Origin of the sequence: Bradyrhizobium sp. LB8.2 (assembly GCF_040548035.1) — a bacterium.
In the GTDB taxonomy this organism is placed as follows: domain Bacteria; phylum Pseudomonadota; class Alphaproteobacteria; order Rhizobiales; family Xanthobacteraceae; genus Bradyrhizobium.
The window spans coordinates 24,734-48,654 of the sequence record NZ_JBEPQV010000018.1 but is presented as its reverse complement, the minus strand read 5'-3'; the positions used below and the strand labels follow the sequence as shown (position 1 = coordinate 48,654).

Below are 23,921 nucleotides of genomic sequence, written 5' to 3'. Positions count from 1 at the left end.
TATTTTTCGGGTATCCCGGCTGAAGTCGCCAGGAGGGCCTCGTAAGTGCTACCTCACCCCCGCCATCACCCACACCACCACCGGCAACGTCACCGCCGCCAGCAGCGTGCCCAGCGCCACCGCGCCCGACACCGGGTTCACCAGCCGCTGATACTGGACCGCGAAGATGTACGCGTTGGCGCCGGTCGGCATTGCCGCGAACAGCACGACCACACCGGCCGCGAGCGGCGGCAGGTCGAGCAGTTTTGCCAGAACGAAGGCAGCCGTCGGCATCGCCAGCAGTTTCAGCGCGGACATCACGAGGATGCCGAGCTTCTCGCCCTTGACCTCGAACCGGAACAGATTGATGCCGAGCGCGATCAGCGCGGCCGGCGATCCCGCCTGCGCCAGCAGCTCGATTGTCCTGTTGACGACGGGATGCAGGCCAAGGCCGGTGAGACGCCAGAGCAGGCCGAGGCCGATCGCCAGCATGATCGGGTTGCGGGAGAGATCCAGCAGCACCGGCACGATCAGCGACACCGCCGAGGCGGTCTGCTTGCGGTCGACCAATTCCATCTGCAGCGTGCCGCAGAGCCAGAGCAGCGGCGTGTTCACCGACAGGATCAGCGCCATCGGGCCCGCGGCCTCATTGCCCAGCGCCGACAGCGTCAGGGGAATGCCGAGCATCACGATGTTGCCGTAGACCGAGCCGATCGCGAACACGACCCCGTCCTCGCGATCCTCGCGCCGCTTCCGCAGCAGCGCCGAGAGCGCCAGCGCCGCGATCCAGGTGAGCGCGAGCGCGCCGTAATAGGCGCCCCACATCCGCCACGGGCTGACGCCGGAAAATTCCGACACCACGATGGTGCGGAACAGCAGCGCGGGAATGGCGATGCTGAAGGCGAATTCGGAGATGCCCTTATGCGCGGTCTCGGAGACGAACCGAAACAGCACCGCGGCATAGCCCGCCGCGATCAGCGCAAACACCGGCGCGACGATCAACATCGTGGCCATGCGATCCTACGACCCCAGCCCGATGATCCGGCGCGCCATGCGCACGTTGGCATAGTCGATCATCTTGCCGTCGAGTGTCACGGCTCCCTGGCCCTGCGCCTCGGCCTGCTCCATGGCTTCGACGACCCGCCGCGCGTGCGCCAGTTCGGTGCCGGACGGGACGAACGCCCGCAGCGTCGGTTCGATCTGGTCGGGATGGATCACCTGCTTGCCGTCAAAACCCATCGCCGCGGCCTTGAGCGCGCTGCTTTCAGTCAATCTGGCATCCCGGAACGCGCCGCACGGACCGTCGATGGCGCGCAGGCCGAACGCGCGCGCGGCCACCAGCAGGCGCATCATCGGATAGGCGAACAGGTCGAGCGGGGCGGAGGCATAGCCGCTCTGGGCGGAGCCCACGTGCCGGTAGCCGTCCGGCGACGCGCCGATTTCCGAGGAGCGGGCGCCGATCGAGGCGGCGAAATCGCCGACGCCGAGATGAAGGGCGGCGATGCTTTGGTGCGAGGCGGCGAGCGCGTCGACATTGACGAGACCCAGCGCGGTCTCGATCAGCAGTTCGAGCGCGACGGGAGAAGAGCGACCGGGCGCGGCCGCGCGCAGCTGATCGGCAATGGCGGCGATGTCGCTCGGGCGCTCCGCCTTCGGCACAATCACCGAATCCAGCCGGGACAGCGCAGCGAGGTTGCGGATTTCCTGCGCGATGAAGGGGCTGTCGACGGCGTTGATCCTGACCGCGACGACCTTGTTGCCCCAATCCAGGGAGGACAGCGCCCGCGCAGCTTCCTCCAGTGCAACGCTCTTCTCGGACGGCGGCACGGCGTCCTCGAGGTCCATGAACACCGCATCCGCGGCCGAGGCAGCTGCCTTGGCGACGAGACGGGAGCGATGCGCGGGAACGGCCAGATAGACCCGCGTCGGCCGCTGAGGGGCCATCGTCATGTCTCCTTTGCGAGACCGAGTTCGCTGAGGATGGATTGGTTGTGCTGCCCGACGTCAGGCACCGGATCCATCCGGGGCGACAGGCCCGGAATGGTGAGAGCCGGCAGGAAGCTCATCACCGGTCCGCACGGTGAGCCCACCGTTTGCACCCGGGACCGGGAGCGGAGCTGTTCGTGCTCCAGGAAAGCCTCGACCGAATTCAGATGCGCGTTGGCGATCGAGGCCTCGTCGAGCAGCCGCAGCACCTCGTCACTGGTCATCGCTGCAAAACGCTGCTCGATATGTGTTTGCAGATCGTCCCTGTTCTGCATGCGCAGCGGATTGGTGCGGAAGCGGGGGTGGTCGGCAAATGCCGCATCGCCAAGGACAATGGCGCACAGCGATCGCCATTCCCGGTCGTTTTGGATGCCGAAGAAGATCGTGTTGCCGTCTCCGACGCGGAAAGGGCCATACGGCGCTATCGTTGCATGCTTTGCCCCGGTTCGCGGCAGCGGCCGGCCCGCACTCTGGGTGTAGAAGGCGGGATAGCTCATCCAGTCCGTGATGGAATCGAACAGCGAGGCCTGGAAGGCGGTGCCCTTGCCGGTCCGCTCGCGGCGATACAGCGCCATCAGCACGCCGTTGAGGATGTACATGCCGGTGGCGATGTCGACCACCGAAAGTCCGACCTTCGCAGGCTCCGCCTCGGTGCCGTTGATGGCGAGGACGCCGGCCTCGCACTGGACCAGGAGATCGTAAGCCTTCTTGTTGCTGTAGGGTCCGCCCGCACCATAGCCCGAAACGTCGCAGGCGATGATCCGGGGAAATTTCCGCACGAGCGATGCGGCATCGAGGCCCAGCCGCTCCGCCGCGCCGGGCGCCAGGTTCTGAATGAAGACGTCGGCCTGCGGCAGCAAGGCCTCGAGCACCTTCTGGCCGTCCGGACTTTTGATGTCGATGGCGAGGCTCTCCTTCGACCTGTTGGTCCAGACGAACTGGCTCGACATCCCGTTCATCACGTGATCGTAGTCGCGGCAGAAATCGCCGTCGCCCGGCCGCTCGATCTTGATGACCCGCGCGCCCCAGTCCGCAAGATGCCGGCTGGCCAGAGGAGCCGCAATCGCCTGCTCGAGCGAGACGACCGTCACGCCCGACAGCGGCAGGTCCGCCTCATTTCGCTTCATGTAATCGCCTCCGCTCCTGCTCACGCTTTCGACCAGCGCAGGAGACAAGCCGACCACCCCACGCACATGCTGTGATGATGGCATGATGCCCCTGTTTTGCCCGACAAGTCAAACTGCATTTCGCTAAATCCTAAGATTTGAAATGCCAGCAATCGCCGTGACTTGGCTACTGTGCATGGGGTTGTTTTCGCGTTTTTGTTCGCGAGGCCACCCTGTTGCCGAGACCGCACACGTCCCGGCTTTCGCATCTCCGCTCGGTTGCCAACGAACGCCCATTCACCCACTATTCCGTCCGACTCGACATTTTGGGGGATCAATGCCGGCGTTCCGCTTTAAGACATCCATGATGAAATACATGGCTGCTGCGATCTCGGGGATCGCCCTGGCCGTCCTGATCCACCCGGGTGCAGGCTTTGCCTACTCCCAGGAGGAGCAGCAGGCCTGCACGCCGGATGCGATGCGGCTGTGCGGCGACTTCGTTCCGAACGTCGACGCCATCACCGCCTGCATGATCCAGAAGAAGTCGCAGCTCTCGCCGCAGTGCCGGGCGTTCTTCCGGCCTGGACCGGAGCCCGGCATGGCGGCCGCGCCCCGCGCCGGCAAGCCGACCAGCATCGCGCCCAAAGCCGCGAAGAAGACCACCAAGCCGGCGCCGAAGGTGGCCAAGAAGAAGAAATCCAGCGAAAGCTGAGGGCGCGGCACCGCGTTCCCTTTTTGAAACGGGATCATGCCCGGGCAAAGCGCGCACTGCGTTTGAAGTCCCGGGCATTTGCGTTTCCGGCCCCTCGTTCGACGGCCTTGAGTCAAAATGGCCAGGTCATCAGCCCCACACCAGCCACCGGACTCCTTTTGTTCGCCTCCGCTTGCGGACGCTTGCGATCACGCGGGATGTAAACGAGTCGCGAAACGGTTTGCGCGGCGAGGTTGCATTCCGCATTTTCCCGCCCGCCTGCTCAAAAAACGCACGATTGCTGGGGTGAAGGGCGGTCCGCTGCAGTTGGTCGCTGTCCGTCGCACGCAGCAGTGTGACTCAAAAGCCAACGTGCTTTGTTATTTCATGGCTCCAGCATGACTTACGATAAATTTTTCTTTCCCGAATCACCGCGGTGATTCATTTTCGCTGCCTGGGGTCAATCTGGAGGCAGAGGTATGAACGTTATTGTTTTTGCATCGCGTAAAGGTGGCTCGGGCAAGAGTACCCTGGCCGCGCATCTCGCCGCGCAGATCAAGGCGACCAAGCCGATCCTGCTCGTCGATGCGGATCCGCAAGGCTCGCTCACGCTGTGGCACAAGCTGCGTGGCACCAACGAGCCGCCGATCAAGTCCGCGGTGAACTCGGTCAGCGGCATCGTCTCCGCTGCCAAGCGCGACGGTTATGAATGGGTATTGATCGACACGCCGCCGAACCTGTCGGCCGTCGTCGACGACGCCATCCGCAATGCCACCATGGTCGTGATTCCCGCCCGTCCCGGCGTGTTCGACGTCAACGCGGTGCAGGAAACGATCCAGATGTGCCGTGCGGCCCGCAAGCCCTACGCGGTCGTGCTCAACGGTGCGCCGGCGCGCCGCGACGAGTCCGAAAGCCCGATCGTCACCATCGCCCGCGAGGCGCTGGCAAAATTCCGGGCTCCGGTGTGGGGCGGCCAGATCACCAACCGTTCGGATTTGCTGATGGCGCTGAGCCACGGCGAAGGCGCGCGGGAATATCAGGCCGAGAGCCGTGCGGCGCAGGAAATCGCAAGGCTGTGGGCGGCGATCGAACGTTCGGTGAAGGCTATTCGCGGCACGGCGTCGGCTTCCGGCGCAATGCACAAGCAGGCGGCGTAATTTCCATAAATCATTCCCCGGACGAAAAACGCGCGGATGTCCGCGCGTTTTGCGTTTCTGGAGATCACTATGAAAGCTAGGCCACCATCAGCATGTAGAACACGATCACCGGCGACAGGGTGAGGATCACCGACCAGATGCCGGCGGCCCAGAGAATGTCCTCGGTGGTAAAACCCTGCTGTCCCGCGTCGTAATGCGACGCCACTTCGTTATGACTATTCACAAACGCCCCCGCGATTTCTTCGCTTATGGGCATGAACGATAGGCGGGATGCTTTAAGATTCCGGGTCGCAATCTCGCGCGCATTCGAACACAAGTCTAACCACGGATTAACCATCCGGACGTGCGCTGTGTCAGGCCAGCCAGACCCGAAACACCAGCACCGGCATCAGGCCGAGCATCACCGCCCAGAAGCCGAACGACGACACCACCAGAATTCCGCGCAACAGATCGGCGGACGCGAATATATCTGCCGCCGGCGGGCGGATGCGTTGCCCCATGGTCATTCCCCCATTTGAAAGACTTTGAATGAAGACGATAGGCGCGATTGCGTAAACGAGCCGTGGATGCGTCATGCGGCAGCAGTGAAGGCCGTTGGCGCGTGGTTAACCACGGTGCGTCTTCCCTTCTCCCGCAAGGGAGAAGGGCAGCGGCGTGCGTAGAGAGAGTAAAGCGTCTAAGCCGCGACTTGCATCCGTCGCTCGATCTCGCGGTCGAGCTGGGCAGCGAGTTCGCTGCCGACTTCGACCATCGGCAGGCGCACTTCGGGGCTGTCGATGAGGCCCGTGCGCCACAGCCAGTACTTTGCCGGCGCGGGACTGGGTTCAGTGAACAACAGGCGCGTCAGTTCCGCGACCTCCTGCCAGCGCGCCAGCGCCGCATCGTGGTTGCCGCGCTTCAGCTCGGCATACACAGCCGCAAACGTCGCGGTCTCGAGATGGGCTGACAGCACGATGCCGCCGTCGGCGCCGTCGCTGAGTGCCTCGAAATAGTTCGCGTCCTCGCCGGTCAGCACGCGAAAGTTCTTGGGACGGTCGCGCAGCAGCGCGATGGATTGCTCGCGGCTCGCGCCGCAATCCTTCAGGCCGATGATGTTCGGATGCTCGGCAAGCCGCAGCAGCGTCTGGTTGGTGATGTTGACCGAGGTGCGATAGGGGATGTTGTAGAGCGCGAGCGGCCAGGCGGCGTGATCGGCGAGCGCCTCGAAATGCGCCAGCACGCCGCGCTGCGACGGTCGCACATAATAGGGACTCGCGATCAGATAGCCGTCGATCGGCCAGTCCGCGGTTTCATCGAGGCGGTCCTTCAGCCGCGCCGTATCCGCGCCTGATAGTCCGAGGCAGATCGGAAGCTTGCTGGGGCCGGTGGTCATCTCGTCGCGCACGATGGCGACGAGGCGTTCGAGCTCGGCATCGCGCAGCGTCATGCCTTCGCCGGAGGTCGCCCCCAGGATGAAGCCGTCAACGGCCTGTCCGCTGTAATGCCGTGTCAGCCGCCGCAGCGACCGTTCGTCGAGAGCGCCGTCGCGAAACGGCGTCACCAGCGGCAGCCAGAGCCCGTGCAAATGTTCCTGTAGTCCGGTCATGTTCCATCTCCTTCTCGGGAAAACCTGAGACGAGGGCACATGAAAAAACCCCGTCCAGGCGGCGGGGTTTTCGGGGTTTGGCTCGCGATGACGAAGCTTGTTTAGCGCGCGCAAAAATCCGAGGTCCCCGGATGGGGGCCTTTTTTCGAGACGGCTGCCTCGAACGAAATTGCGCACGACTTCGTGATCATTTGAAAATGATGCGGGGTGCGCGTGGAACTGTCAACACTCGCGGAACGCGAAAGCCGTAGAGGTCAAAAAAAGCCGGGCTCGAACGAGCCCGGCTTAAGGTATTGGCCACGTGAGGCCGACACAATCACCTTCCAAGAGGGATTACTGAACTCCCGCGCCACTGGAGGAGGGGGACAAATGCGCAACGCGAAGGCTCAGCGTGCAAACAGTATGAGCTTGACGAGCGGCCTGCAGCAACAGCCGAGGCCGCATGTCAGTCATGCGGAAATTAGGACGGCCAGCGCTGCGCCTTGCTCACCACGAAGTCGCGGAACACCTGCACACGCGCGACCGTCTTCAGTTCTTCCGGATAGACAAAATACGTATCGAGCTGGATCGAATCCGATTCGCCGAACAGCTGCACGAGGCGGCTCTGTTCTTCGATCAGATAGTCCGGCAACGCCGCGATGCCGAGGCCTTGCTGACATGCGCGGACGAGGCCGAGGATGTTGTTGACCCTGAAATAGGCTTCGCGCGGACCCGAGCCGTTGCGTCCCGCTTCGACCAGCCAGTTGCGGTTCTGAAGATGCGGCGCGAAGGTGCCGTCGGAGAGCGTGATGATGCGGTGGGAATCGAGCTCCTCCAGCGTGCGCGGCGTGCCGAAGCGCTTGATGTAATCAGGCGAGCAATAGGCGTGGAAGCCCATCGCGAAAAGTTTGCGCTGAATGAGATCCGGCTGCGTCGGCTTGCGGGTGCGGATCGCGACGTCGGCCTCGCGCATCGAGAGGTCGAGCTCTTCGTCGGTGACGATCAGCGAGATCCGGATTTCCGGATAGAGCGCGGTGAATTCGCCGAGCCGCGGGATCAGCCAGTTGATGCCGACGCCGGGCGTGGTGGTGATCTTGAGATCACCGCTCGGCCGCTCGCGGCTGTCGGTCAGTTTGGCGCGCGCCGCCTGCAGCTGCATGAACACGTCATGCGCGGTGCGGAACAGGAGGTCGCCCTGTTCGGTGAGGATCAGGCCGCGGGCGTGGCGGTGGAACAGCGAGACCGAGAGCTCCTGCTCCAGCGCCGAGACCTGGCGTGACACCGCCGATTGCGACAGGCCGAGCTGCTCGCCGGCATGGGTGAAGCTTCCCGCTTCCGCCGCCGCGTGAAACACCTTCAGCTTGTCCCAGTCCATATCCGTGAATCCGTCGCGTGTTCGTGCCATGATCTTTATTCCGCTGCCGCGCGCTCGCTGGCGCGCAGGGCCAAGAAACGTTCGGCTTCGAGAGCCGCCATGCAGCCGAGGCCGGCCGCTGTGACCGCTTGACGATAAGTCTCGTCGGCGACGTCGCCGGCGGCGAACAGGCCGGGCACCGAGGTGGCGGTCGAGTTCGGGGCGACCTCGACATAGCCCGATGGCTTGAGCTTGACTTGGTCTTTCACCAGCTCGGTCGCCGGCGCATGCCCGATAGCGATGAAGACACCGTCGGCCTTGTGCTCGGTGAGCGCGCCGGACTTGACGTTCTTGAGACGGACATGAGTGACCTTGCCCGGATTGCCTTCGCCGCAGATCTCGTCGATGGCGTTGTCCCAGACCACCTTGATCTTGGGATGCTTGAATAGGCGGTCCTGCAGGATGCGCTCGGCGCGGAAATGGTCGCGGCGGTGAACCACAGTCACCTGCGAGGCGAAATTGGTCAGGAACAGCGCTTCCTCGACGGCGGTGTTGCCGCCGCCGACCACGACCACTTCCTTGCCGCGGTAGAAGAAGCCGTCGCAGGTGGCGCAGGCCGAGACGCCAAAGCCCTTGAAGTTTTCTTCGGAGGAGATGCCGAGCCAGCGCGCCTGGGCGCCGGTGGCCAGGATCACGGTCTCGGCCAGATAGACGTCGCCGCTATCGCAGGTGAGGCGGAACGGCCGCTGCGTGGTGTCGAGCTTGATCACCAGATCGGTCTTGATCTGGGTGCCCACATGCAGCGCCTGCTTCTCCATCTGCTCCATCAGCCAGGGGCCCTGGATCACGTCGGCGAAGCCCGGATAGTTCTCGACATCGGTCGTGATGGTGAGCTGGCCGCCCGGCTGAATGCCCTGGATCAGAATCGGCTCGAGCATTGCGCGCGCGGCGTAGATCGCCGCCGTGTAGCCGGCGGGGCCGGAGCCGATGATGACGACCTTTGCATGGACAGCGGCGGACATTTCGACAGATGCCTTTCACGGGGGATTGCAGCGCGGGCGCGGAACGTGCCGGGAGGCCTCGCGGAGGCGCTGAAATATCAGAGCTAATCTAAGCCTTCTGGTGAGCTATGCAAGAATTGCATTCCCTGTCGGCGGATTTTTCCAACAAGGAACAAAAGTCGATTGCGCTGCACGCGCAATAAAATTGCGCTGGTCGGGCCGTCTGCGCTATGAGGATTGCGATAAACGCACCAATAGCGCCGCAAAGGCCAGGAGTTCCAATCACGTGTCGCGGAACCTAGACGAGATCGACCTGAAAATTCTCACCGAGATTCAGGCCGACGGTCGAATCACGAATGTCGAGCTGGCCAGGCGCGTCGGCATCTCGCCACCGCCCTGCCTGCGCCGCGTCCGGGCCTTGGAGGAGGAGGGGTATATCCACGGCTATCGCGGGCTCCTGGACGCGCGAAAGCTCGGCTTCGACGTCACGGTGTTTGCCGCAGTGCACCTCTCCAGCCAGGCCGAGGCTGATTTGCGCGCCTTCGAGGAGTTCGTCCGTGCCGAGCCGCTGGTGCGCGAGTGCTGGATGCTGTCGGGCGAAGTCGATTTCATCCTGAAATGCGTCGCACCCGACATGGCCACCTTCCAGGATTTCGTCACCCATTTGACCGCCGCCCCGCACGTCCGCAACGTGCGGACCTCGCTCGTGCTGCATAACTCGAAATACGAGGCGGCCGTGCCGCTCGACGTGAGGGGAAGAAGGTAGCTCGCACGATCTCGTGCCCCGGACGCAGCGCAGCAGCGCAAGAACGCTGCAGCGCGTCCGGGACACGAGAGTGGGGGCGCGAGCCCATCACATTCCCAGCAACATGCAGAAACAAAAAAGGCCGCGCAGTGCGCGGCCTTTTTTAAATCACGCGCAACGGCAAATCGCTACCGCCACTCCACCTTGGTGATCTCATACGCCTTGGAGCCGCCGGGCGCGTTGACCTCGACGGTGGCGCCCTTCTTCTTGCCGATCAGCGCGCGTGCGAGCGGCGAGGTGATGGAGATGCGGCCCTTCTTGGCGTCGGCCTCGACTTCGCCGACGAGCTGCCACACGTTCTTTTTCTCGGTGTCCTCATCGACCAGCGTTACGGTGGCGCCGAATTTGATGGTGTCGCCGGACAGCTTGGAAATGTCGATGATGTCGGCGCGCGCGAGCTTGTCCTCGAGCTCGGCGATGCGGCCTTCATTGTGGGACTGCTCTTCCTTCGCAGCGTGATATTCCGCGTTCTCCGAAAGGTCGCCGTGCGAGCGCGCCTCCGCGATATGCTCGATGATGCGCGGACGGTCCTCCGACTGGCGCTTCTTCAATTCTTCCCCGAGCGCGGCAAAGCCGCTCGCTGTCATCGGTACCTTTTCCATCTCTTCTCTCGTCCTTCGGTCGCGCGCGCCCCGAAATGTCAGCGCGCACGCAACTTGATTCGTCAGTCTATCCGGGCTCGACGCCGGACGTTCATATGGGCTTGGCCGGAACTGAACAACCAAATGGCCGGACAGTTCCTCCGGTCATTGTGGCTTCATCGCCAGTCACTTAGCGGAAAGTGGGCCTTCCGCTCGCGATCAGGTTTCCGAAAAGTAGCTCTGCAGGGTCCGAACCTCAAGGTCCCCGCCCAGATAGGCGTGGATGCCCTGCGCGGCCGCCACGGCCCCGGAAAGAGTGGTGTAATATGGCACTTTATGCAAGAGGGCCGCGCGCCGCAGAGAACGGCTGTCGGCGAGCGCCTGCGGGCCTTCGGTGGTGTTGAAGACGAGCTGGACGTCGCCATTGGTGATGGCGTCGACGATGTGCGGCCGGCCCTCCAGCACTTTGTTCACCCTCTCGGTCGGGATGCCCTGGTCGGTCAGGAAGCGCGCCGTGCCCGATGTCGCCAGCACCTTGAAGCCGAGCGAATGCAGCTCGCGAACGGCCTCGGCGATGCGCGTCTTGTCGCTCTCGCGAACCGAGACGAACACCGTGCCCTTGCGCGGCACCCGCGTGCCGCCGCCGAGCTGACTCTTGGCGAACGCCACCGCGAAGGAGCGGTCGATACCCATGACCTCGCCGGTCGAGCGCATCTCCGGACCCAACACGGTGTCGACGCCGGGGAAGCGGGCGAACGGAAATACCGATTCCTTGACGCCGACATGCTTGAAGTCCGCCTTCTTCAACTTGAAGTCAGCGAGCTTTTCACCGGCCATGACGCGCGCCGCGATCTTCGCAACCGGCGTGCCGACCACCTTGGCGACGAAAGGCACCGTGCGCGAGGCGCGCGGGTTGACTTCGAGCACGTAGATATCGCCGTCCTTGATGGCGTATTGCACGTTCATCAGGCCGACGACGTCGAGGCCCAGCGCGAGCTCGCGGGTCTGCCGCTCCAGTTCCTCGATCATCTTGGCATCGAGCGAATGCGGCGGCAGCGAGCAGGCGCTGTCGCCGGAATGGATGCCGGCTTCCTCGATGTGCTCCATGATGCCGACGATGAAGGTGTCCTTGCCGTCGCAGAGGCAATCGACATCGATCTCGGTTGCGTCGGAGAGATAGCGGTCAAACAGCAGCGGGTTCTTGCCGAGCACAGTGTTGATCTGCCCCGTCTTGTCGTTCGGGTAGCGCGCCTTGACGTCAGACGGCACCAGCTCTGGCAGCGTGCCGAGCAGGTAATCGTTGAGCTGGTTCTCCTCGCGGATGATCTGCATCGCGCGGCCGCCGAGCACGTAGGACGGGCGCACCACCAGCGGCAGTCCGAGATCGGTGCAGACGAGCCTCGCCTGCTCGACCGAATAGGCGATGCCGTTCTTCGGCTGCTTCAGCCGCAGCTTGTCGAGCACCCGCTTGAAGCGGTCGCGGTCCTCAGCCAGGTCGATAGCGTCGGGCGAGGTGCCGAGGATCGGCACTTCGGCGGCTTCCAGCGCGCGCGCTAGCTTGAGCGGGGTCTGGCCGCCGAACTGCACGATCACGCCATGCAGCGTGCCGTTGGTGCGCTCCTTCGCGATGATCTCCAGCACGTCCTCGGCGGTGAGCGACTCGAAATAGAGCCGGTCGGCGGTGTCGTAGTCGGTCGACACCGTCTCCGGGTTGCAATTGACCATGATGGATTCGTAGCCGGCGTCATGCAGCGCGAAGCAGGCATGGCAGCAGCAATAGTCGAACTCGATGCCCTGGCCGATGCGGTTCGGCCCGCCGCCGAGGATGATGACCTTCTTCTTGTCGGACGGCGCGCTCTCGTCCGCAGGCGCACCCGCGAACGGCGCCTCATAGGTCGAGTACATGTAGGCGGTGGGCGAAGCGAACTCGGCCGCGCAGGTGTCGATGCGCTTGTAGACCGGGCGGACGCCGAGCGCGTGACGCTTCGCCGTCACCTCCGCCTCCGTCGTCTCCGCGATCATCGCAAGCCGGGCATCGGAGAAGCCCATGGCCTTGAGCGTGCGCATGCCGAACGCGTTGCCCGGCAGGCCGCTCTTGCGGACCTTCGCTTCCATGTCGACGATGCCGCGCATCTCGCTGAGGAACCACGGATCGATCTTGCAGGAATTGAAGATCTCCTCGTCCGACCAGCCGAGCCGCATCGCCTGGGCGACCTGGAGCAGCCGGTTCGGTGTCGGCGTGCCGAGCGCGGCGCGGATCGCGTTCTTGTCGTCGTCGCGGCCAAGACCTTCGATCTCGATCTCGTCGAGGCCGGTGAGACCGGTCTCGAGCCCGCGCAATGCCTTCTGAAGGCTTTCCTGGAAGGTGCGGCCGATCGCCATGACTTCGCCGACCGACTTCATCGACGTCGTCAGTGTGGTGGAGGCGCCGGGGAATTTCTCGAAGGCGAAACGCGGCACCTTGGTGACGACATAGTCGATCGTCGGCTCGAACGAGGCCGGCGTGGCGCCGCCGGTGATGTCGTTGGAGATTTCGTCGAGCGTGTAGCCGACCGCAAGCTTGGCGGCGACCTTTGCGATCGGAAAGCCGGTGGCTTTCGAAGCCAGAGCGGAGGAACGCGACACGCGCGGGTTCATCTCGATGACGACCATGCGGCCGTCTTCGGGATTGACGCCGAACTGCACGTTGGAGCCGCCGGTCTCGACGCCGATCTCGCGCAGCACCGCCAGCGAGGCGTCGCGCATGATCTGGTATTCCTTGTCGGTCAGCGTCAGCGCCGGCGCCACCGTGATGGAATCGCCGGTGTGCACGCCCATCGGATCGAGGTTCTCGATCGAGCAGACGATGATGCAATTGTCTTTCTTGTCGCGCACCACCTCCATCTCGTACTCTTTCCAGCCGAGCACGGATTCTTCGATCAGCACTTCGTTGGTGGGAGACGCATCCAGGCCGCGCTCGATGATGTCGAGGAACTCTTCCTTGTTGTAGGCAATGCCGCCGCCGGTGCCGCCCATGGTGAAGGAGGGGCGGATGATCGCGGGCAGGCCGATCTCGGACAGCGCCATCAGCGCCTGGCCGAGCGCATGTTCCTGATAGCGCTTGCGGCGGTCGCTTTCGCCGAGGGTCCACTGCTGCTCGAGCTCTGCGAGCGCCGCGCCCGAGGCCTTTGCGCGTTCGGCTTGGTACTTGTCGCGGAAGGACTTCTTCAGGGCGGAGGCGTTGGCGAGCCGCGACTTCGGCGTCTCAAGCCCGATCTTGGTCATGGCCTCCCGGAACAGCTGGCGGTCCTCGGCCTTGTCGATCGCGTCAGCAGTGGCGCCGATCATCTCGACGTCGAACTTTTCGAGCGTGCCCTGCCGGCGCAGCGACAGCGCGCAGTTCAGCGCGGTCTGTCCGCCCATGGTCGGCAGCAGCGCGAAGCCGCCGGGGATGGCGTGACGTTCCTTCTCGATGATCTTTGCGACGATCTCGGGCGTGATCGGCTCGATATAGGTCGCATCCGCCAATTCCGGATCGGTCATGATGGTGGCCGGGTTGGAATTGACGAGGACGATGCGGTAGCCCTCTTCCTTCAGCGTCTTCACCGCCTGCGTGCCCGAATAGTCGAACTCGCAGGCCTGTCCGATCACGATGGGACCGGCGCCGATGATCAGGATGGTGGTGATGTCTGTACGTTTGGGCATCAACTCTCGCCGAAGTGGAATTTGGGCACAAAAAAAGGGCGCGCTTGCTGCGCGTCCCTTTGGCCGAGAGCGCGGTGGTCTCCCTGCGCGCGGGTGGGTCTTAGACCAGTTTTCGGGGCGGCGAAACCCCGAAAAACGCCCATCAACCGGCAATTTTGACCGGTTTTGGTCGGGCCTGCCAGCCACGGGCAAGGTGCACCAGAAGGGCAGCCGAAACGCTCAATCCGCCGACCCAGCCGAGATCAGCCGGGCTCCACGCCGCAAGCACGGCGCCTCCGAAGGCTCCGCCGATCGCGAAGCCGAGATACATGGCCGAGGCGTTGAGGGAGAGCGCAATCATCGAGGCCTTGGGGTCGATCCTGATGATGCTGGCGACCTGGGCCGGATAGAACGCCCAGCCCGAAAGGCCCTGGAGGAAGATCGGGCCCAGGATCGCGTAATGCGCCTGGCCGGGGAGGAATTTCAGCACCAGCGAATGCAGGAAAAGCGCGCTGGCCATGCCGGTCAGGCCGAGCGCCGCGGTGACGATGGTGCCCAGCCGGTCGGCCAACAGGCCGCCGAGCATGTTCCCGATCGCCGCGGCCGCGCCGAACACCAGGAGCGCGAGACTGATGCGCGAGGCATCGAAGCCCAGCGCGCGCAGCGGGACCGCGAAATAGGTGAACATTGTGAAGCCGCCGAGCGCCCATAAAATCGTGATCACGAGCGCGATCAGGACATTGCTGTGACGCGCCACCGCCAGCCGCTCGCTGAGCGAGGCCGTGTTGCGCGGCAGGCCGCGGGGCAGGCCGAGCAGGAGGCCGGCGAGCGCGACGGCGCCGATCAGGGCGACCATGGCAAAGGTCGCACGCCATCCGAAGAGGCTGCCGACGAGATTGCCGAGGGGAACGCCGATGACGGTCGCAACCGTGAGTCCCGACGTGACCAGCGCCACCGCGCGGCCGCGCCGCTCCGGCGAGGCGACGGCCACGGATACGGCCAGTGCGGTCGGCATGCACAGCCCGGAGCCCAGCGCCATCAGCATGCGCAAGGCCAGCAGCAGGCCGTAATTGGACGCCACCATCGCCGCGAGGTTTCCGGCGATGAAGGTCGATAGCGCCAGGGCCAGCACGGTGCGGCGGTCAATATTGTTCAGCGTCACCGCCAGGATTGGCGAGCCCACGGCATAGGTGAGGGCGTAGGCGGTGACCAATTGGCCGGCGGCGGAGACGGAAATTGACAGGTCGGTTGCGATCGCCGGCAAAAGTCCTGCAATGACAAAGCCTTCCGTGCCGATCGCAAAGGCCGCCAGGGCCAACCAGAATACGCTCATCGGAAAATCCCCATGTTCAATGTTTATTGAACTATCAATTGGACCGGTGCATGAGTCAATTGGTTCAAGAACTATTGAACATCGAGACCATTTCGCTATGATCGTGAGCCATGAGCCGCACGCCACCCCACCCCACCCGCGAGCAGATCGAGCTGCCGATGGTTCTGGATTGCCTGAGCGATCCGATCCGATTGGCGATCGTCTACCAGCTCGCCCAGCAGGAAGGTGTCAGTAGCGAATTGTGCTGCGGCGACTTCAATGCGCTCAGCGGCAAGTCGAATCTCGCCTATCATTTCGCGAAGCTGCGGGAATCCGGTCTGATGCAGACGCGCGTGGCGGGCACCAACCGCTTCATGCGGCTGCGCCGCGAGGATCTGGATGCCCGTTTCCCCGGACTGCTCGATGCGGTGGTGAAATCGGCAGCGAAGGATGCCGACCGGCTTCAGCTGCTGTCGGAGTGCGAAGTGCCTGCTGCGGGATGAAGCTGAGACGATTGCGCGCCAACGCCGATTTCGCCCTTCGTCGAGGCAGTCTTCGCTACGAAAGGGCACGCCTGGCCTAAGCTGGCGAAGCCAGCGAAGGCTGGAGACCCGGCCTGGATTTGAACCAGGATGAAGAGCGATGCACTGCTCTCGCGTAGACGCTTCCGCCACCGGGCCGTGGCGATCATTGCCGATCGGGGTGCGACAAGCCACCCCAGGCAATCGTTATGCTTAACGCACCAAAGGCGGCCGCGCGATGAAGGTCATCCGCCAGCGATTGTGGCCGATATTGCCGTCAGCGCGCTGGACCGCGAAGCCGGCGGCCTTGAGCCTGGCGGTGATCTCGTCCTCGCTATAGCGCTGCAGCCCAATGCGCGTACGCAGATGACGGTAATCTGACAGCGCGGTGCTGATCAGCCCGATCAGCGCATCTTTCAAAAAGCCGTGACGCAGGCCGAAGCTGAGCAGCGCTGTGACGTCCCTGAACATGCCGACGTCGGGCTGGAGGATGTCGCCGAGCACCAGCTTGCCGGAGGGCTTCAAAATACGTCGGAAGTTGAGGAGCGCGGCATCGAGCTCGTCCGGCGTCATGTATTGCGCGACCGAGTTCATCACGGCGAGATCGATCGACTGCTCCTGCATGTTGTGGACATCGTCGAGCGAGCGGACGCGGATCTTCGTGTTCGGGGCAAACCGCGCGATCAACCGGCCGCGAACGCCGGGCGCAGGCTCGGCGAGGATCAACTTGCCGCAGGCCGCCGCCACTTGGCTCGCGGACAGCGCCTCGCCGCAGGCATAGTCGAGCACGTTCGCCTCGGGCGAGGAGATATAGCCGATGATGTCCCGTGCGATGATCTGGAAGTGCAAGTCGCGATGCAACTTGCTGACATAGATCGTATGCGTCGAGTCGTAATAATCGATCCAATCGTCCATGGTATCTGAGGGCCCCGGCCAAACGGTTCCGCCAAAGGAACCGGCGCTGCCCGCCTGCGTTAGGGGTGCGACGGCGCGCCGTCAATGTCCGCGTCCTAACAGGAAGGTTTCCCGTGAGCAAAGCCCCTACCAAGGTCTCGCCCGACCTCGATACCCCCACCGATCTGTCGCCTCAGGCGGTCAAGAAGGTTTCGGAGGCGCTCAACGTGCTTCTGGCCGATGCGTTCGCGCTGTATCTGAAGACCAAGAACTTCCACTGGCACATCAGCGGCCGGCATTTCCGCGACTATCATTTGCTGCTCGACGAACAGTCCGACCAGATCTTCGCCACCACCGACCAGCTCGCTGAACGGGTCCGCAAGATCGGCGGCACCACGCTGAAGTCGATCGGCCAGGTCGCGAAACTCCAGACCATCAAGGACAACAACGAGGACTACGTCCCGCCGCGCGAGATGTTGCGTGAATTGATGCAGGACAATAAGCACGTCGCGAGCGCGATGCGAAAGGCGCACGAGGTGTGCGACGAGGTCGGCGACGTCGCCAGCGCCAGCATCCTCGAGAACTTCATCGACGAGACCGAGCGCCGCACCTGGTTCCTGTTCGAAGCCACACGTCAGGAAGGCGCCAACGAGGCGTAGGGCAGGGTGGGCAAAGGCGCACTCTTCGCGCGCCGTGCCCACCATCTATCTGCAGTTCAAGTCGTTTGGTGGGCACGCTTGGCTTTGCCCACCCCTGCGGCACCGTCGTTGCGACTACCGCCACAACCGCATCAACGCGCCATTCTTGCCCGTCACCGGATCGGCCGGCGGCAGCGCGACGTTTGGAATCGTCTTCAGCGCTTTCGCGTGATTCTCCGGCGTCGCCCGGGTGATCTCCATCTTCGCACCCGGCGGATAGGCGCCGATCACGCAGAAACCCTCGCTCGCCTTGATGCATTGATGCCCGGTGCCGGCAGGGAGAATCGCGACGTCCCCGGCCTTGATCTCCAGCTCCTGACCGTGGTCGCCACCGAAGCGGACCCGCGCGCTCCCGCGCGCAACGCCGAGCACCTCATGCACCGTCGCGTGATAGTGCAGATAGTCGAAGACCCCATTGCGCCACGTCCCGCCCCAGCCGTTCGCTTCGAACATATTTTCGATCGTCTCTTCCGGCTGTCTGGAATCGAGCTTCACCGCGCCCTGGTAGACCAGGAACGGGAGGATGTTGTTCGGCACGAGCCCGTCGTCCTCGAACACGATGGCGAGCGGCTCGGCATTATCGCGGACGGCGGGCATGGCGGGGCTCCTGCTGCACGAAGGTGTCGAGACAACATTAAAGCAGGAGGAGGCGTTCCTCTGGAGGTCTCGTGTCCCGGACGCGCTGCAGCGCTCTTGCGTTGCTGCGCAGAGCCGGGACCCAGAGTGCCGCGGGCAGGGGCCCCGGTTCAGCAGCGCATCACGCCGCTAAGAGCGGCGCCTAAGGCGCGTTCACGCGCGTCTCGACGCGCTATGGCACTGCGCCCGGGGCACGGGAGCGGTGGTCCTTACGCGCTCTTGTTCTGCCGCATCAGGTCCGCAAAACGCTGGAACAGATAGTGCGAATCGCGCGGACCCGGTGAGGCCTCGGGGTGGTATTGCACCGAGAACACCGGTTTGCCGTCGAGCTGGATACCGCAATTGGAGCCGTCGAACAGCGAGATGTGAGTCTGGGTCGCGCCCGTCGGCAGGGTGCTCTCGTCCACGGCAAAGCCGTGGTTCATCGAGGTGATCTCGACCTTGCCGGTGGTCTCGTCCTTCACGGGGTGATTGGCGCCGTGATGGCCCTGATGCATCTTCCTCGTCTTGGCGCCGACCGCGAGGCCGAGCATCTGGTGACCGAGACAAATTCCGAACGTCGGCGTGCCCGACTTGATCACGTCCTGGATCACAGGCACGGCATATTTGCCGGTCGCGGCCGGATCGCCCGGACCGTTCGACAGGAACACGCCGTCCGGCTTCATCGCAAGAATATCTTCGGACGAGGTCGTTGCCGGCACCACCGTCACCTTGCAGCCGACGCCGGCGAGCAGGCGCAAAATGTTGCGCTTGATGCCGTAGTCGATGGCGACGACGTTGAACTCAGGCTGGTCCTGGCGGCCAAAGCCCTTCTCCCACAGCCACGGCGTCTCGTCCCAGGTGAAGCGCTGGCCGGAGGTGACCATCGGCACGAGGTCCATGCCTTCGAGGCCCGGCCATTCGCGCGCTTCTTCCTTCAGGCCGTGCAGATCGAACTCGCCGTCCCTGGCGTGCGCGATCACGGCGTTGGGCATGCCCTTGCTGCGGATCAGCGCGGTCAGTGCACGGGTGTCGATGCCGGAGAGGCCGATGATGCCGCGTGCCTTCAGCCACTGATCGAGATGCTTGGTGGCACGATAGTTCGAGGGATCGGTGATCGCGGTGCGCAGGATCACGCCGCGCGCGCCGGGCGTCGCGGCCATGTTCACCGTCTCGATGTCGTCGTCGTTGGTGCCGACGTTGCCGATATGCGGGAAGGTGAAGGTGATGAGCTGGCCGGCATAGGAGGGATCGGTGAGAATCTCCTCGTAGCCGGTCATCGCGGTGTTGAAGCAGACCTCGCCGACGGCTTGGCCTTCGGCCCCGAGACCAAAGCCTTCGAGCACCGTGCCGTCGGCAAGCACCAACAGCGCGGTCGGTTTGTGGTCCGGCCAGGCGGTATCGTTTTCGGATTGTGTCATAAGCCCGGTTCATAGTCCCCGCGGGCGCTGCCGTCAAAGCGGAGAAGCGCGGATTCACATGCGTTTTTGCATATTTGACAGCTCTCCTCGGGCCCTTAAGCTCGGTGGCATAATTTCCGGCAAATTCCGGGGCTTGAGAGGCAATAATGGACCAGACGACCCCGATTGTGCTGGTTCCGGGATTGGCGTCCTCGGCCCGGATCTATGCCCCGGTGATCCCCTCGCTCTGGCGGTTCGGCCCGGTGATGGTCGCCAACCATATCCGTGACGACAGCATGGCCGCGATCGCCCGTCGGGTGCTGAGCGAGGCGCCGCCGCGCTTCGCGCTCGCCGGCCATTCGATGGGCGGCTACGTCGCGCTCGATATCATGCGCCAGGCGCCCGAGCGGGTGGCCAGGCTCGCGCTGATCAACACGCAGGCCCGGCCCGACACGGAGGAGGCGACCACGCGCCGCCGCGGCCTTATGCAGCGTGCCAAGCGCGGCGAGCTGTGTGCGGCTCGCGAGGAGATGTTTCCCGAACTGGTGCATCCCTCGCGCCGCGACGATGCCGCCATTCGCCAGCTCGTGCATGAGCAGGGCGAGGACGTCGGCGTCGAAGGTTATCTGCGGCAGCAGACCGCGATCATCGCGCGGGTGGATTCACGGCCGACGCTTGCCACGATCAAATGCCCGACGCTGGTGCTAACGGGCGATCAGGACAACACCATCCCCAACGCGTTCTCGAAAGAGATGGCGGAGGGCATTGCCGGCGCGAAGCTCGTCGTTTTGGAGAATTGCGGACATCTGCCGCAGCCGGAGCAGCCTGGGGCAACGGTGCGAGCGCTGGTCGAATGGCTGGGAACCCCGGTTGTCTCAGGGCTGCGAACGGCCTAGATCAGGCGTCGGATATTCTAGGGGAGCACGATCATGCTGCGCGACGACATCAACAATGCGGTCAAGGAGGCCATGAAGGCCAAGGAAGAGCGCAAGCTGTCCACGCTGCGCATGGTCAACTCGACCATCAAGAACGCCGACATCGAGGCGCGCGGCAACGGCAAGCCGCCGCTGTCGGATGCCGACCTGCTCGGGGTTTTTCAGAAGATGATCAAGCAGCGCCAGGAATCGGTCGAGCTCTACGAGAAGGGCGGCCGTGCCGAGCTCGCCGCGCAGGAGCGCGAGGAGATCGCGGTGATCTCGGCCTATCTGCCGAAGCAGATGTCGGACGACGACGTGAAGAAAGCGATCTCGGACGCGATCGCCGATACCGGCGCGGCCGGCATGAAGGACATGGGCAAGGTGATCGCCGTGTTGAAGACGAAGTACGCCGGCCAGATGGATTTCGGCAAGGCCAGCGGCATGGTGAAGGCGGCGCTGACGGGCTGAGCCGTCATTCCGGGATCGCGCTTCGCGCGCCCGGAATGACGAAAGAAACTCGGGAGGCAACCGATGACCGGCGCCATAAAACCCTTTCGCATCGCCATCGGCGACGACATCCTCACCGACCTCAAGTCGCGCCTCGCGCGCACGCGCTGGCCGGAGGCGGAGCTGGTCGACGACTGGAGCCAGGGCGCGCCGCTGAAATGGATCCGGGAGATCTGCACCTATTGGGCCAACGACTACGACTGGCGGGCGCGCGAAGCGAAACTTAATCGCTTCGAGCAGTTCACCACCGAGATCGACGGGCTCGACATCCATTTCCTGCATGTGCGCTCGAAGGAGCCGGCGGCGCTGCCGCTGATCATCACCCATGGCTGGCCCGGCTCGATCGTCGAATTCCAGAAGGTGATCGCGCCGCTGGTCGATCCCGCCGCGCATGGCGGCAATCCCGCCGATGCCTTCCATGTTATCTGTCCGTCGCTCCCGGGTTTTGGCTTCTCCGCGAAGCCGAAGGCCACCGGCTGGGGCGTTGATCGCATCGCCGCGACCTGGGCCAAGCTGATGGACCGGCTCGGTTACGCGCGCTATGGCGCGCAAGGCGGCGACTGGGGCTCGGCGGTGACGACCTCGCTTGGCATGCAGGACGGCGACCATTGCGCCGGCATTCACATCACGCTCGCCTTCAACGCAGCGCCGAAGGTCGATGGCGAGCCGACACCGGAGGAGAAGCGGGCGCTCGCCGGCCTCAAGCATTACGTCGATCTCGACTCCGGCTATTCGAAGCAGCAATCGACGCGGCCGCAGACCCTCGGCTACGGCTTGACGGATTCGCCGAGCGGGCAGGCGGGCTGGATTCTGGAAAAATTCTGGGCCTGGACCGATTGCAACGGCCATCCCGAAAACATCTTCACCCGCGACGAGCTGCTCGACAACGTCATGCTCTATTGGGCGACGGAGACGGCGACCTCATCGGCGCGGCTCTATTGGGAAAGTTTTGGCAAGCGCCGCACCACGCCGGTCGTCAAGGTGCCGACCGGTGTCGCTGTCTTCCCCAGGGAGATCATCACGCCGGTGCGGCGCTGGATGGAGCCGAACTTCCACAACATCACGCACTGGAGCGAGATGGAGAAGGGCGGCCATTTCGCCGCGTTCGAGCAGCCGGAGCTGTACGTCGGCGAGGTCCGCAAGTTCTTCGCGACCGTGAGGTAGGATCAAGTTCATGCTCACTGAAGCCGCAACCTACGACGAGCTCTATCGCAACTTCCGCTGGGACGTCCCGGCGCGCTTCAACATGGCGGAGGCCTGCTGCGATCGCCACGCCGACGGCACCGGCCGCCTCGCGCTGGTCTATGTCGACGAGAACGGCGTCACCACGCGCACGTCCTTCGACGAGGTCGCGGAGATGTCGCGTCGCTTCGCCAACGTTCTCAAGGCGGATGGTCTTGCCCGCGGCGACCGCGTCGCGGTGTTCCTGTCGCAATCGCTGGAGCTGCCGATCGCGCACATGGCGGCATTCCGTTCGGCGATGATCTCGATCCCGCTGTTCGCACTGTTCGGCGAGGACGCGCTGGAGTTCCGGCTTTCGAATTCACAGGCCAAGGCGATCGTCACGGACGAGGGCGGCTGGGAGAAGCTTTCGAAGATTCGCGACCGGCTGCCGGACCTGAAGAACGTCTATGTCGTCGGCGAGCGCGCAGCCGCGGGCACGAAATCGTTCTGGGATTCGATCAAGGCCGCATCGCCTGACTTCGCACTGGTGGACACGTCTGCGGATGATCCCGCGCTGATCATCTATACCTCGGGCACGACAGGCAATCCGAAGGGCGCGCTGCATGCGCATCGCGTGGTGCTCGGCCATCTCCCCAATGTCGAGATGTGCCACAACTTCCTGCCGCGCGCCGGCGATCTCATGTGGACGCCGGCGGACTGGGCCTGGATCGGTGGACTCGTGAACGGCCTGTTCGCGTTCTGGTATCACGGCATTCCCCTGGTCGGTCACCGCGCGCGAAAATTCGAGCCGCAGGCGGCGATGCAGATGATGGCCGATCTCGGTGTCCGCAACGTCTTCCTGCCGCCGACTGCGCTAAAACTGATGCGGCAGGCCGGCGTGACGCATTCCGGTGTCAAGCTGCGCAGCATCTTCACCGGCGGTGAATCCCTCGGCGGCGAGCTGCTCGGCTGGGTGCGCGAGACTTTTGGCATCGACGCGCATGAGGTGTTTGGCCAGACAGAATGCAATCTCGTGATCGGCAGCAACGCGAATCTGTTTCCGATCCGCCCCGGTTCGATGGGCAAGGCGACGCCGGGTTTCGATGTTCGCATCGTCAACGACACAGGCGAGGAGCAGCCGAGGGGACAGCGCGGCATCATCGGCGTGCGCCAGCCGTGCCCGTGCACGATGATCGAGTACTGGCGCAATCCGGACGCGACGGCGAAGAAATATGCCGGCGAGTTCCTGCTCACCGGCGATCTCGGCATCCAGGACGAGGACGGTTACTTCTGGTACGTCAGCCGCGAGGACGACGTCATCACGACCGCCGGCTATCGTGTCGGCCCGTCCGAGATCGAGCACACGCTGATGAAGCACCGGGCGGTGGCGATGGCAGCGGTGGTCGGCATTCCCGATCCGATCCGCACCGAATCGATCAAGGCCTGGATCGTGCTGCGCCCGGGCTTTGCCGCCGGCGATGCGCTCGCGCGCGAGATCCAGGAGTTCGTCAAGGTGCAGCTCGCCGCCCACGAATACCCGCGCTTCGTGGAGTTCGCGGAGACACTGCCGATGACGGCGACCGGAAAGGTGCTGCGGCGCGAACTGCGGGCGCTCGGGTAGAGCACGTCGTCATCTCATCGCGACGGCGCCGACAGCGCTGACCGCAGCATCGCTGCGAGGTCTCGTCCCCGGAACGGCTTGGTCAGGATGAGGGCGTTGCCGACTCCGTCGGGCGCCTTGACCGGATTTTGGGCCGCCGTCATCGTGATGCTGCTGATCGTCTCGGCGCTGCCGTATTTCTTGGGCCCGGTGGCGACGCTGCCCGTGCTCGGGCACGCGAACTGGCATCTTTATCGGCGGATCGTGGTGCCAGTGGCGGAACAGGAGCCGGACGCAATGGCAGCGAGCTATTCGCCCGTTGCTAGGCGACGAGCGCCGGATGAGGTCGGTTCGAGTTAATCTCGGCCAATGATGCAAATTCATCGGCGCTGAGGGCGGCGCTGCT

23 protein-coding genes and 1 pseudogene are annotated in these 23,921 nt (G+C 64.0%); 10 read left to right on the top strand and 14 right to left on the bottom strand.

The features are described from left to right. Positions 1-48 precede the first annotated feature (48 nt). Genes ABIB06_RS21755 through ABIB06_RS21745 form a run of 3 tightly spaced genes read right to left on the bottom strand, consistent with a single transcriptional unit; the run spans position 49 to position 3,092 of the window. The gene (locus ABIB06_RS21755) at positions 49-993 is read right to left on the bottom strand and encodes an AEC family transporter (RefSeq protein ID WP_354069962.1); all 945 of its coding nucleotides are present in this window, start codon (positions 991-993) and stop codon (positions 49-51) included. 6 nt (positions 994-999) lie between these two features. Continuing rightward, positions 1,000-1,923, bottom strand: coding sequence for an HpcH/HpaI aldolase/citrate lyase family protein (locus ABIB06_RS21750; RefSeq protein ID WP_354069960.1), 924 nt, complete (start codon positions 1,921-1,923; stop codon positions 1,000-1,002). A gap of 2 nt (positions 1,924-1,925) precedes the next feature. After that, complete coding sequence (locus ABIB06_RS21745) at positions 1,926-3,092, bottom strand: CaiB/BaiF CoA transferase family protein (protein ID WP_354052489.1); 1,167 nt, start codon at positions 3,090-3,092, stop codon at positions 1,926-1,928. Positions 3,093-3,408: 316 nt separating this feature from the next. On the opposite strand from ABIB06_RS21745, the gene ABIB06_RS21740 reads away from it, so the two are divergent. Then, entirely contained in the window at positions 3,409-3,783 is a 375-nt protein-coding gene (locus tag ABIB06_RS21740) for a hypothetical protein (RefSeq protein ID WP_354052491.1), read from the top strand. A gap of 458 nt (positions 3,784-4,241) precedes the next feature. Further along, entirely contained in the window at positions 4,242-4,919 is a 678-nt protein-coding gene (locus tag ABIB06_RS21735) for an AAA family ATPase (RefSeq protein WP_007596685.1), read from the top strand. A 76-nt stretch (positions 4,920-4,995) separates the two neighbouring features. On the opposite strand, the gene ABIB06_RS21730 is transcribed toward ABIB06_RS21735, so the two are convergent. The 5 genes from ABIB06_RS21730 to trxB all read right to left on the bottom strand — a co-directional run bounded on the left by ABIB06_RS21730 (position 4,996) and on the right by trxB (position 8,859). After that, positions 4,996-5,175 (bottom strand): hypothetical protein, encoded by a 180-nt coding sequence (locus ABIB06_RS21730; protein WP_027565323.1) that lies wholly within the window; start codon positions 5,173-5,175, stop codon positions 4,996-4,998. A gap of 97 nt (positions 5,176-5,272) precedes the next feature. After that, entirely contained in the window at positions 5,273-5,419 is a 147-nt protein-coding gene (locus ABIB06_RS21725) for a hypothetical protein (RefSeq protein WP_247339292.1), read from the bottom strand. Positions 5,420-5,595: 176 nt separating this feature from the next. Continuing rightward, complete coding sequence (locus ABIB06_RS21720) at positions 5,596-6,504, bottom strand: 4-hydroxy-tetrahydrodipicolinate synthase family protein (protein WP_354052493.1); 909 nt, start codon at positions 6,502-6,504, stop codon at positions 5,596-5,598. A 460-nt stretch (positions 6,505-6,964) separates the two neighbouring features. Beyond that, positions 6,965-7,888: a LysR family transcriptional regulator gene (locus ABIB06_RS21715; protein ID WP_247320655.1), complete on the bottom strand. Its 924-nt coding sequence runs from the start codon at positions 7,886-7,888 to the stop codon at positions 6,965-6,967. Positions 7,889-7,893: 5 nt separating this feature from the next. Then, entirely contained in the window at positions 7,894-8,859 is a 966-nt protein-coding gene (trxB, locus tag ABIB06_RS21710) for a thioredoxin-disulfide reductase (protein WP_247339294.1), read from the bottom strand. Between the two features lie 265 nt (positions 8,860-9,124). Here trxB and ABIB06_RS21705 point away from each other — a divergent pair, with 265 nt between their 5' ends. After that, complete coding sequence (locus ABIB06_RS21705) at positions 9,125-9,604, top strand: Lrp/AsnC family transcriptional regulator (RefSeq protein WP_247339296.1); 480 nt, start codon at positions 9,125-9,127, stop codon at positions 9,602-9,604. Positions 9,605-9,771: 167 nt separating this feature from the next. Here the strand turns inward: ABIB06_RS21705 and greA are convergent, their stop codons facing one another. The 3 genes from greA to ABIB06_RS21690 form a co-directional block, all read right to left on the bottom strand. Next, positions 9,772-10,245 carry a transcription elongation factor GreA gene (greA, locus tag ABIB06_RS21700; protein WP_247339301.1) on the bottom strand — a complete coding sequence of 158 codons (474 nt, stop codon included), beginning with the start codon at positions 10,243-10,245 and terminating at the stop codon, positions 9,772-9,774. A 198-nt stretch (positions 10,246-10,443) separates the two neighbouring features. Beyond that, positions 10,444-13,908, bottom strand: coding sequence for a carbamoyl-phosphate synthase large subunit (carB, locus tag ABIB06_RS21695; protein ID WP_354052495.1), 3,465 nt, complete (start codon positions 13,906-13,908; stop codon positions 10,444-10,446). Positions 13,909-14,050: 142 nt separating this feature from the next. Further along, a complete protein-coding gene (locus tag ABIB06_RS21690; protein WP_354052497.1) occupies positions 14,051-15,220 on the bottom strand; it encodes an MFS transporter in 1,170 nt (389 codons plus the stop codon). Between the two features lie 110 nt (positions 15,221-15,330). Here ABIB06_RS21690 and ABIB06_RS21685 point away from each other — a divergent pair, with 110 nt between their 5' ends. Next, a complete protein-coding gene (locus tag ABIB06_RS21685; RefSeq protein ID WP_354052499.1) occupies positions 15,331-15,702 on the top strand; it encodes an ArsR/SmtB family transcription factor in 372 nt (123 codons plus the stop codon). A gap of 231 nt (positions 15,703-15,933) precedes the next feature. On the opposite strand, the gene ABIB06_RS21680 is transcribed toward ABIB06_RS21685, so the two are convergent. Continuing rightward, on the bottom strand, positions 15,934-16,635 hold the full coding sequence (locus ABIB06_RS21680) for a class I SAM-dependent methyltransferase (RefSeq protein ID WP_354052501.1): 702 nt from the start codon (positions 16,633-16,635) through the stop codon (positions 15,934-15,936). Positions 16,636-16,748: 113 nt separating this feature from the next. Between ABIB06_RS21680 and ABIB06_RS21675 the strand changes: the two genes are divergently transcribed. After that, complete coding sequence (locus ABIB06_RS21675; RefSeq protein ID WP_354052502.1) at positions 16,749-17,273, top strand: Dps family protein; 525 nt, start codon at positions 16,749-16,751, stop codon at positions 17,271-17,273. A 114-nt stretch (positions 17,274-17,387) separates the two neighbouring features. Here ABIB06_RS21675 and ABIB06_RS21670 read toward each other — a convergent pair whose 3' ends face one another. Both ABIB06_RS21670 and carA read right to left on the bottom strand, forming a co-directional pair. Beyond that, positions 17,388-17,909 carry a cupin domain-containing protein gene (locus ABIB06_RS21670; RefSeq protein ID WP_354052504.1) on the bottom strand — a complete coding sequence of 174 codons (522 nt, stop codon included), beginning with the start codon at positions 17,907-17,909 and terminating at the stop codon, positions 17,388-17,390. A gap of 248 nt (positions 17,910-18,157) precedes the next feature. Next, positions 18,158-19,348 carry a glutamine-hydrolyzing carbamoyl-phosphate synthase small subunit gene (gene carA / locus ABIB06_RS21665; protein WP_354052506.1) on the bottom strand — a complete coding sequence of 397 codons (1,191 nt, stop codon included), beginning with the start codon at positions 19,346-19,348 and terminating at the stop codon, positions 18,158-18,160. Positions 19,349-19,494: 146 nt separating this feature from the next. Here carA and ABIB06_RS21660 point away from each other — a divergent pair, with 146 nt between their 5' ends. The 5 genes and pseudogenes from ABIB06_RS21660 to ABIB06_RS21640 all read left to right on the top strand — a co-directional run. Then, positions 19,495-20,223: an alpha/beta fold hydrolase gene (locus ABIB06_RS21660; RefSeq protein ID WP_354052508.1), complete on the top strand. Its 729-nt coding sequence runs from the start codon at positions 19,495-19,497 to the stop codon at positions 20,221-20,223. Between the two features lie 33 nt (positions 20,224-20,256). Next, a complete protein-coding gene (locus ABIB06_RS21655) occupies positions 20,257-20,712 on the top strand; it encodes a GatB/YqeY domain-containing protein (RefSeq protein WP_354052510.1) in 456 nt (151 codons plus the stop codon). Between the two features lie 63 nt (positions 20,713-20,775). Continuing rightward, complete coding sequence (locus tag ABIB06_RS21650) at positions 20,776-21,915, top strand: epoxide hydrolase family protein (RefSeq protein ID WP_247447607.1); 1,140 nt, start codon at positions 20,776-20,778, stop codon at positions 21,913-21,915. Between the two features lie 10 nt (positions 21,916-21,925). Further along, entirely contained in the window at positions 21,926-23,536 is a 1,611-nt protein-coding gene (locus tag ABIB06_RS21645) for an acyl-CoA synthetase (protein ID WP_354052512.1), read from the top strand. 129 nt (positions 23,537-23,665) lie between these two features. After that, positions 23,666-23,875 (top strand): annotated as a pseudogene (locus tag ABIB06_RS21640) (hypothetical protein); the annotation flags it as partial. Between the last annotated feature and the right edge of the window lie 46 nt (positions 23,876-23,921).

Coding starts and splice junctions, on each gene's coding strand:
- ABIB06_RS21755 (WP_354069962.1), bottom strand. CDS start 993: ATGGCCACGATGTTGATCGTCGCGCCGGTGTTTGCGCTGATCGCGGCG.
- ABIB06_RS21750 (WP_354069960.1), bottom strand. CDS start 1,923: ATGGCCCCTCAGCGGCCGACGCGGGTCTATCTGGCCGTTCCCGCGCAT.
- ABIB06_RS21745 (WP_354052489.1), bottom strand. CDS start 3,092: ATGAAGCGAAATGAGGCGGACCTGCCGCTGTCGGGCGTGACGGTCGTC.
- ABIB06_RS21740 (WP_354052491.1), top strand. CDS start 3,409: ATGCCGGCGTTCCGCTTTAAGACATCCATGATGAAATACATGGCTGCT.
- ABIB06_RS21735 (WP_007596685.1), top strand. CDS start 4,242: ATGAACGTTATTGTTTTTGCATCGCGTAAAGGTGGCTCGGGCAAGAGT.
- ABIB06_RS21730 (WP_027565323.1), bottom strand. CDS start 5,175: ATGCCCATAAGCGAAGAAATCGCGGGGGCGTTTGTGAATAGTCATAAC.
- ABIB06_RS21725 (WP_247339292.1), bottom strand. CDS start 5,419: ATGGGGCAACGCATCCGCCCGCCGGCGGCAGATATATTCGCGTCCGCC.
- ABIB06_RS21720 (WP_354052493.1), bottom strand. CDS start 6,504: ATGACCGGACTACAGGAACATTTGCACGGGCTCTGGCTGCCGCTGGTG.
- ABIB06_RS21715 (WP_247320655.1), bottom strand. CDS start 7,888: ATGGCACGAACACGCGACGGATTCACGGATATGGACTGGGACAAGCTG.
- trxB (WP_247339294.1), bottom strand. CDS start 8,859: ATGTCCGCCGCTGTCCATGCAAAGGTCGTCATCATCGGCTCCGGCCCC.
- greA (WP_247339301.1), bottom strand. CDS start 10,245: ATGGAAAAGGTACCGATGACAGCGAGCGGCTTTGCCGCGCTCGGGGAA.
- carB (WP_354052495.1), bottom strand. CDS start 13,908: ATGCCCAAACGTACAGACATCACCACCATCCTGATCATCGGCGCCGGT.
- ABIB06_RS21690 (WP_354052497.1), bottom strand. CDS start 15,220: ATGAGCGTATTCTGGTTGGCCCTGGCGGCCTTTGCGATCGGCACGGAA.
- ABIB06_RS21685 (WP_354052499.1), top strand. CDS start 15,331: ATGAGCCGCACGCCACCCCACCCCACCCGCGAGCAGATCGAGCTGCCG.
- ABIB06_RS21680 (WP_354052501.1), bottom strand. CDS start 16,635: ATGGACGATTGGATCGATTATTACGACTCGACGCATACGATCTATGTC.
- ABIB06_RS21670 (WP_354052504.1), bottom strand. CDS start 17,909: ATGCCCGCCGTCCGCGATAATGCCGAGCCGCTCGCCATCGTGTTCGAG.
- carA (WP_354052506.1), bottom strand. CDS start 19,348: ATGACACAATCCGAAAACGATACCGCCTGGCCGGACCACAAACCGACC.
- ABIB06_RS21660 (WP_354052508.1), top strand. CDS start 19,495: ATGGACCAGACGACCCCGATTGTGCTGGTTCCGGGATTGGCGTCCTCG.
- ABIB06_RS21655 (WP_354052510.1), top strand. CDS start 20,257: ATGCTGCGCGACGACATCAACAATGCGGTCAAGGAGGCCATGAAGGCC.
- ABIB06_RS21650 (WP_247447607.1), top strand. CDS start 20,776: ATGACCGGCGCCATAAAACCCTTTCGCATCGCCATCGGCGACGACATC.
- ABIB06_RS21645 (WP_354052512.1), top strand. CDS start 21,926: ATGCTCACTGAAGCCGCAACCTACGACGAGCTCTATCGCAACTTCCGC.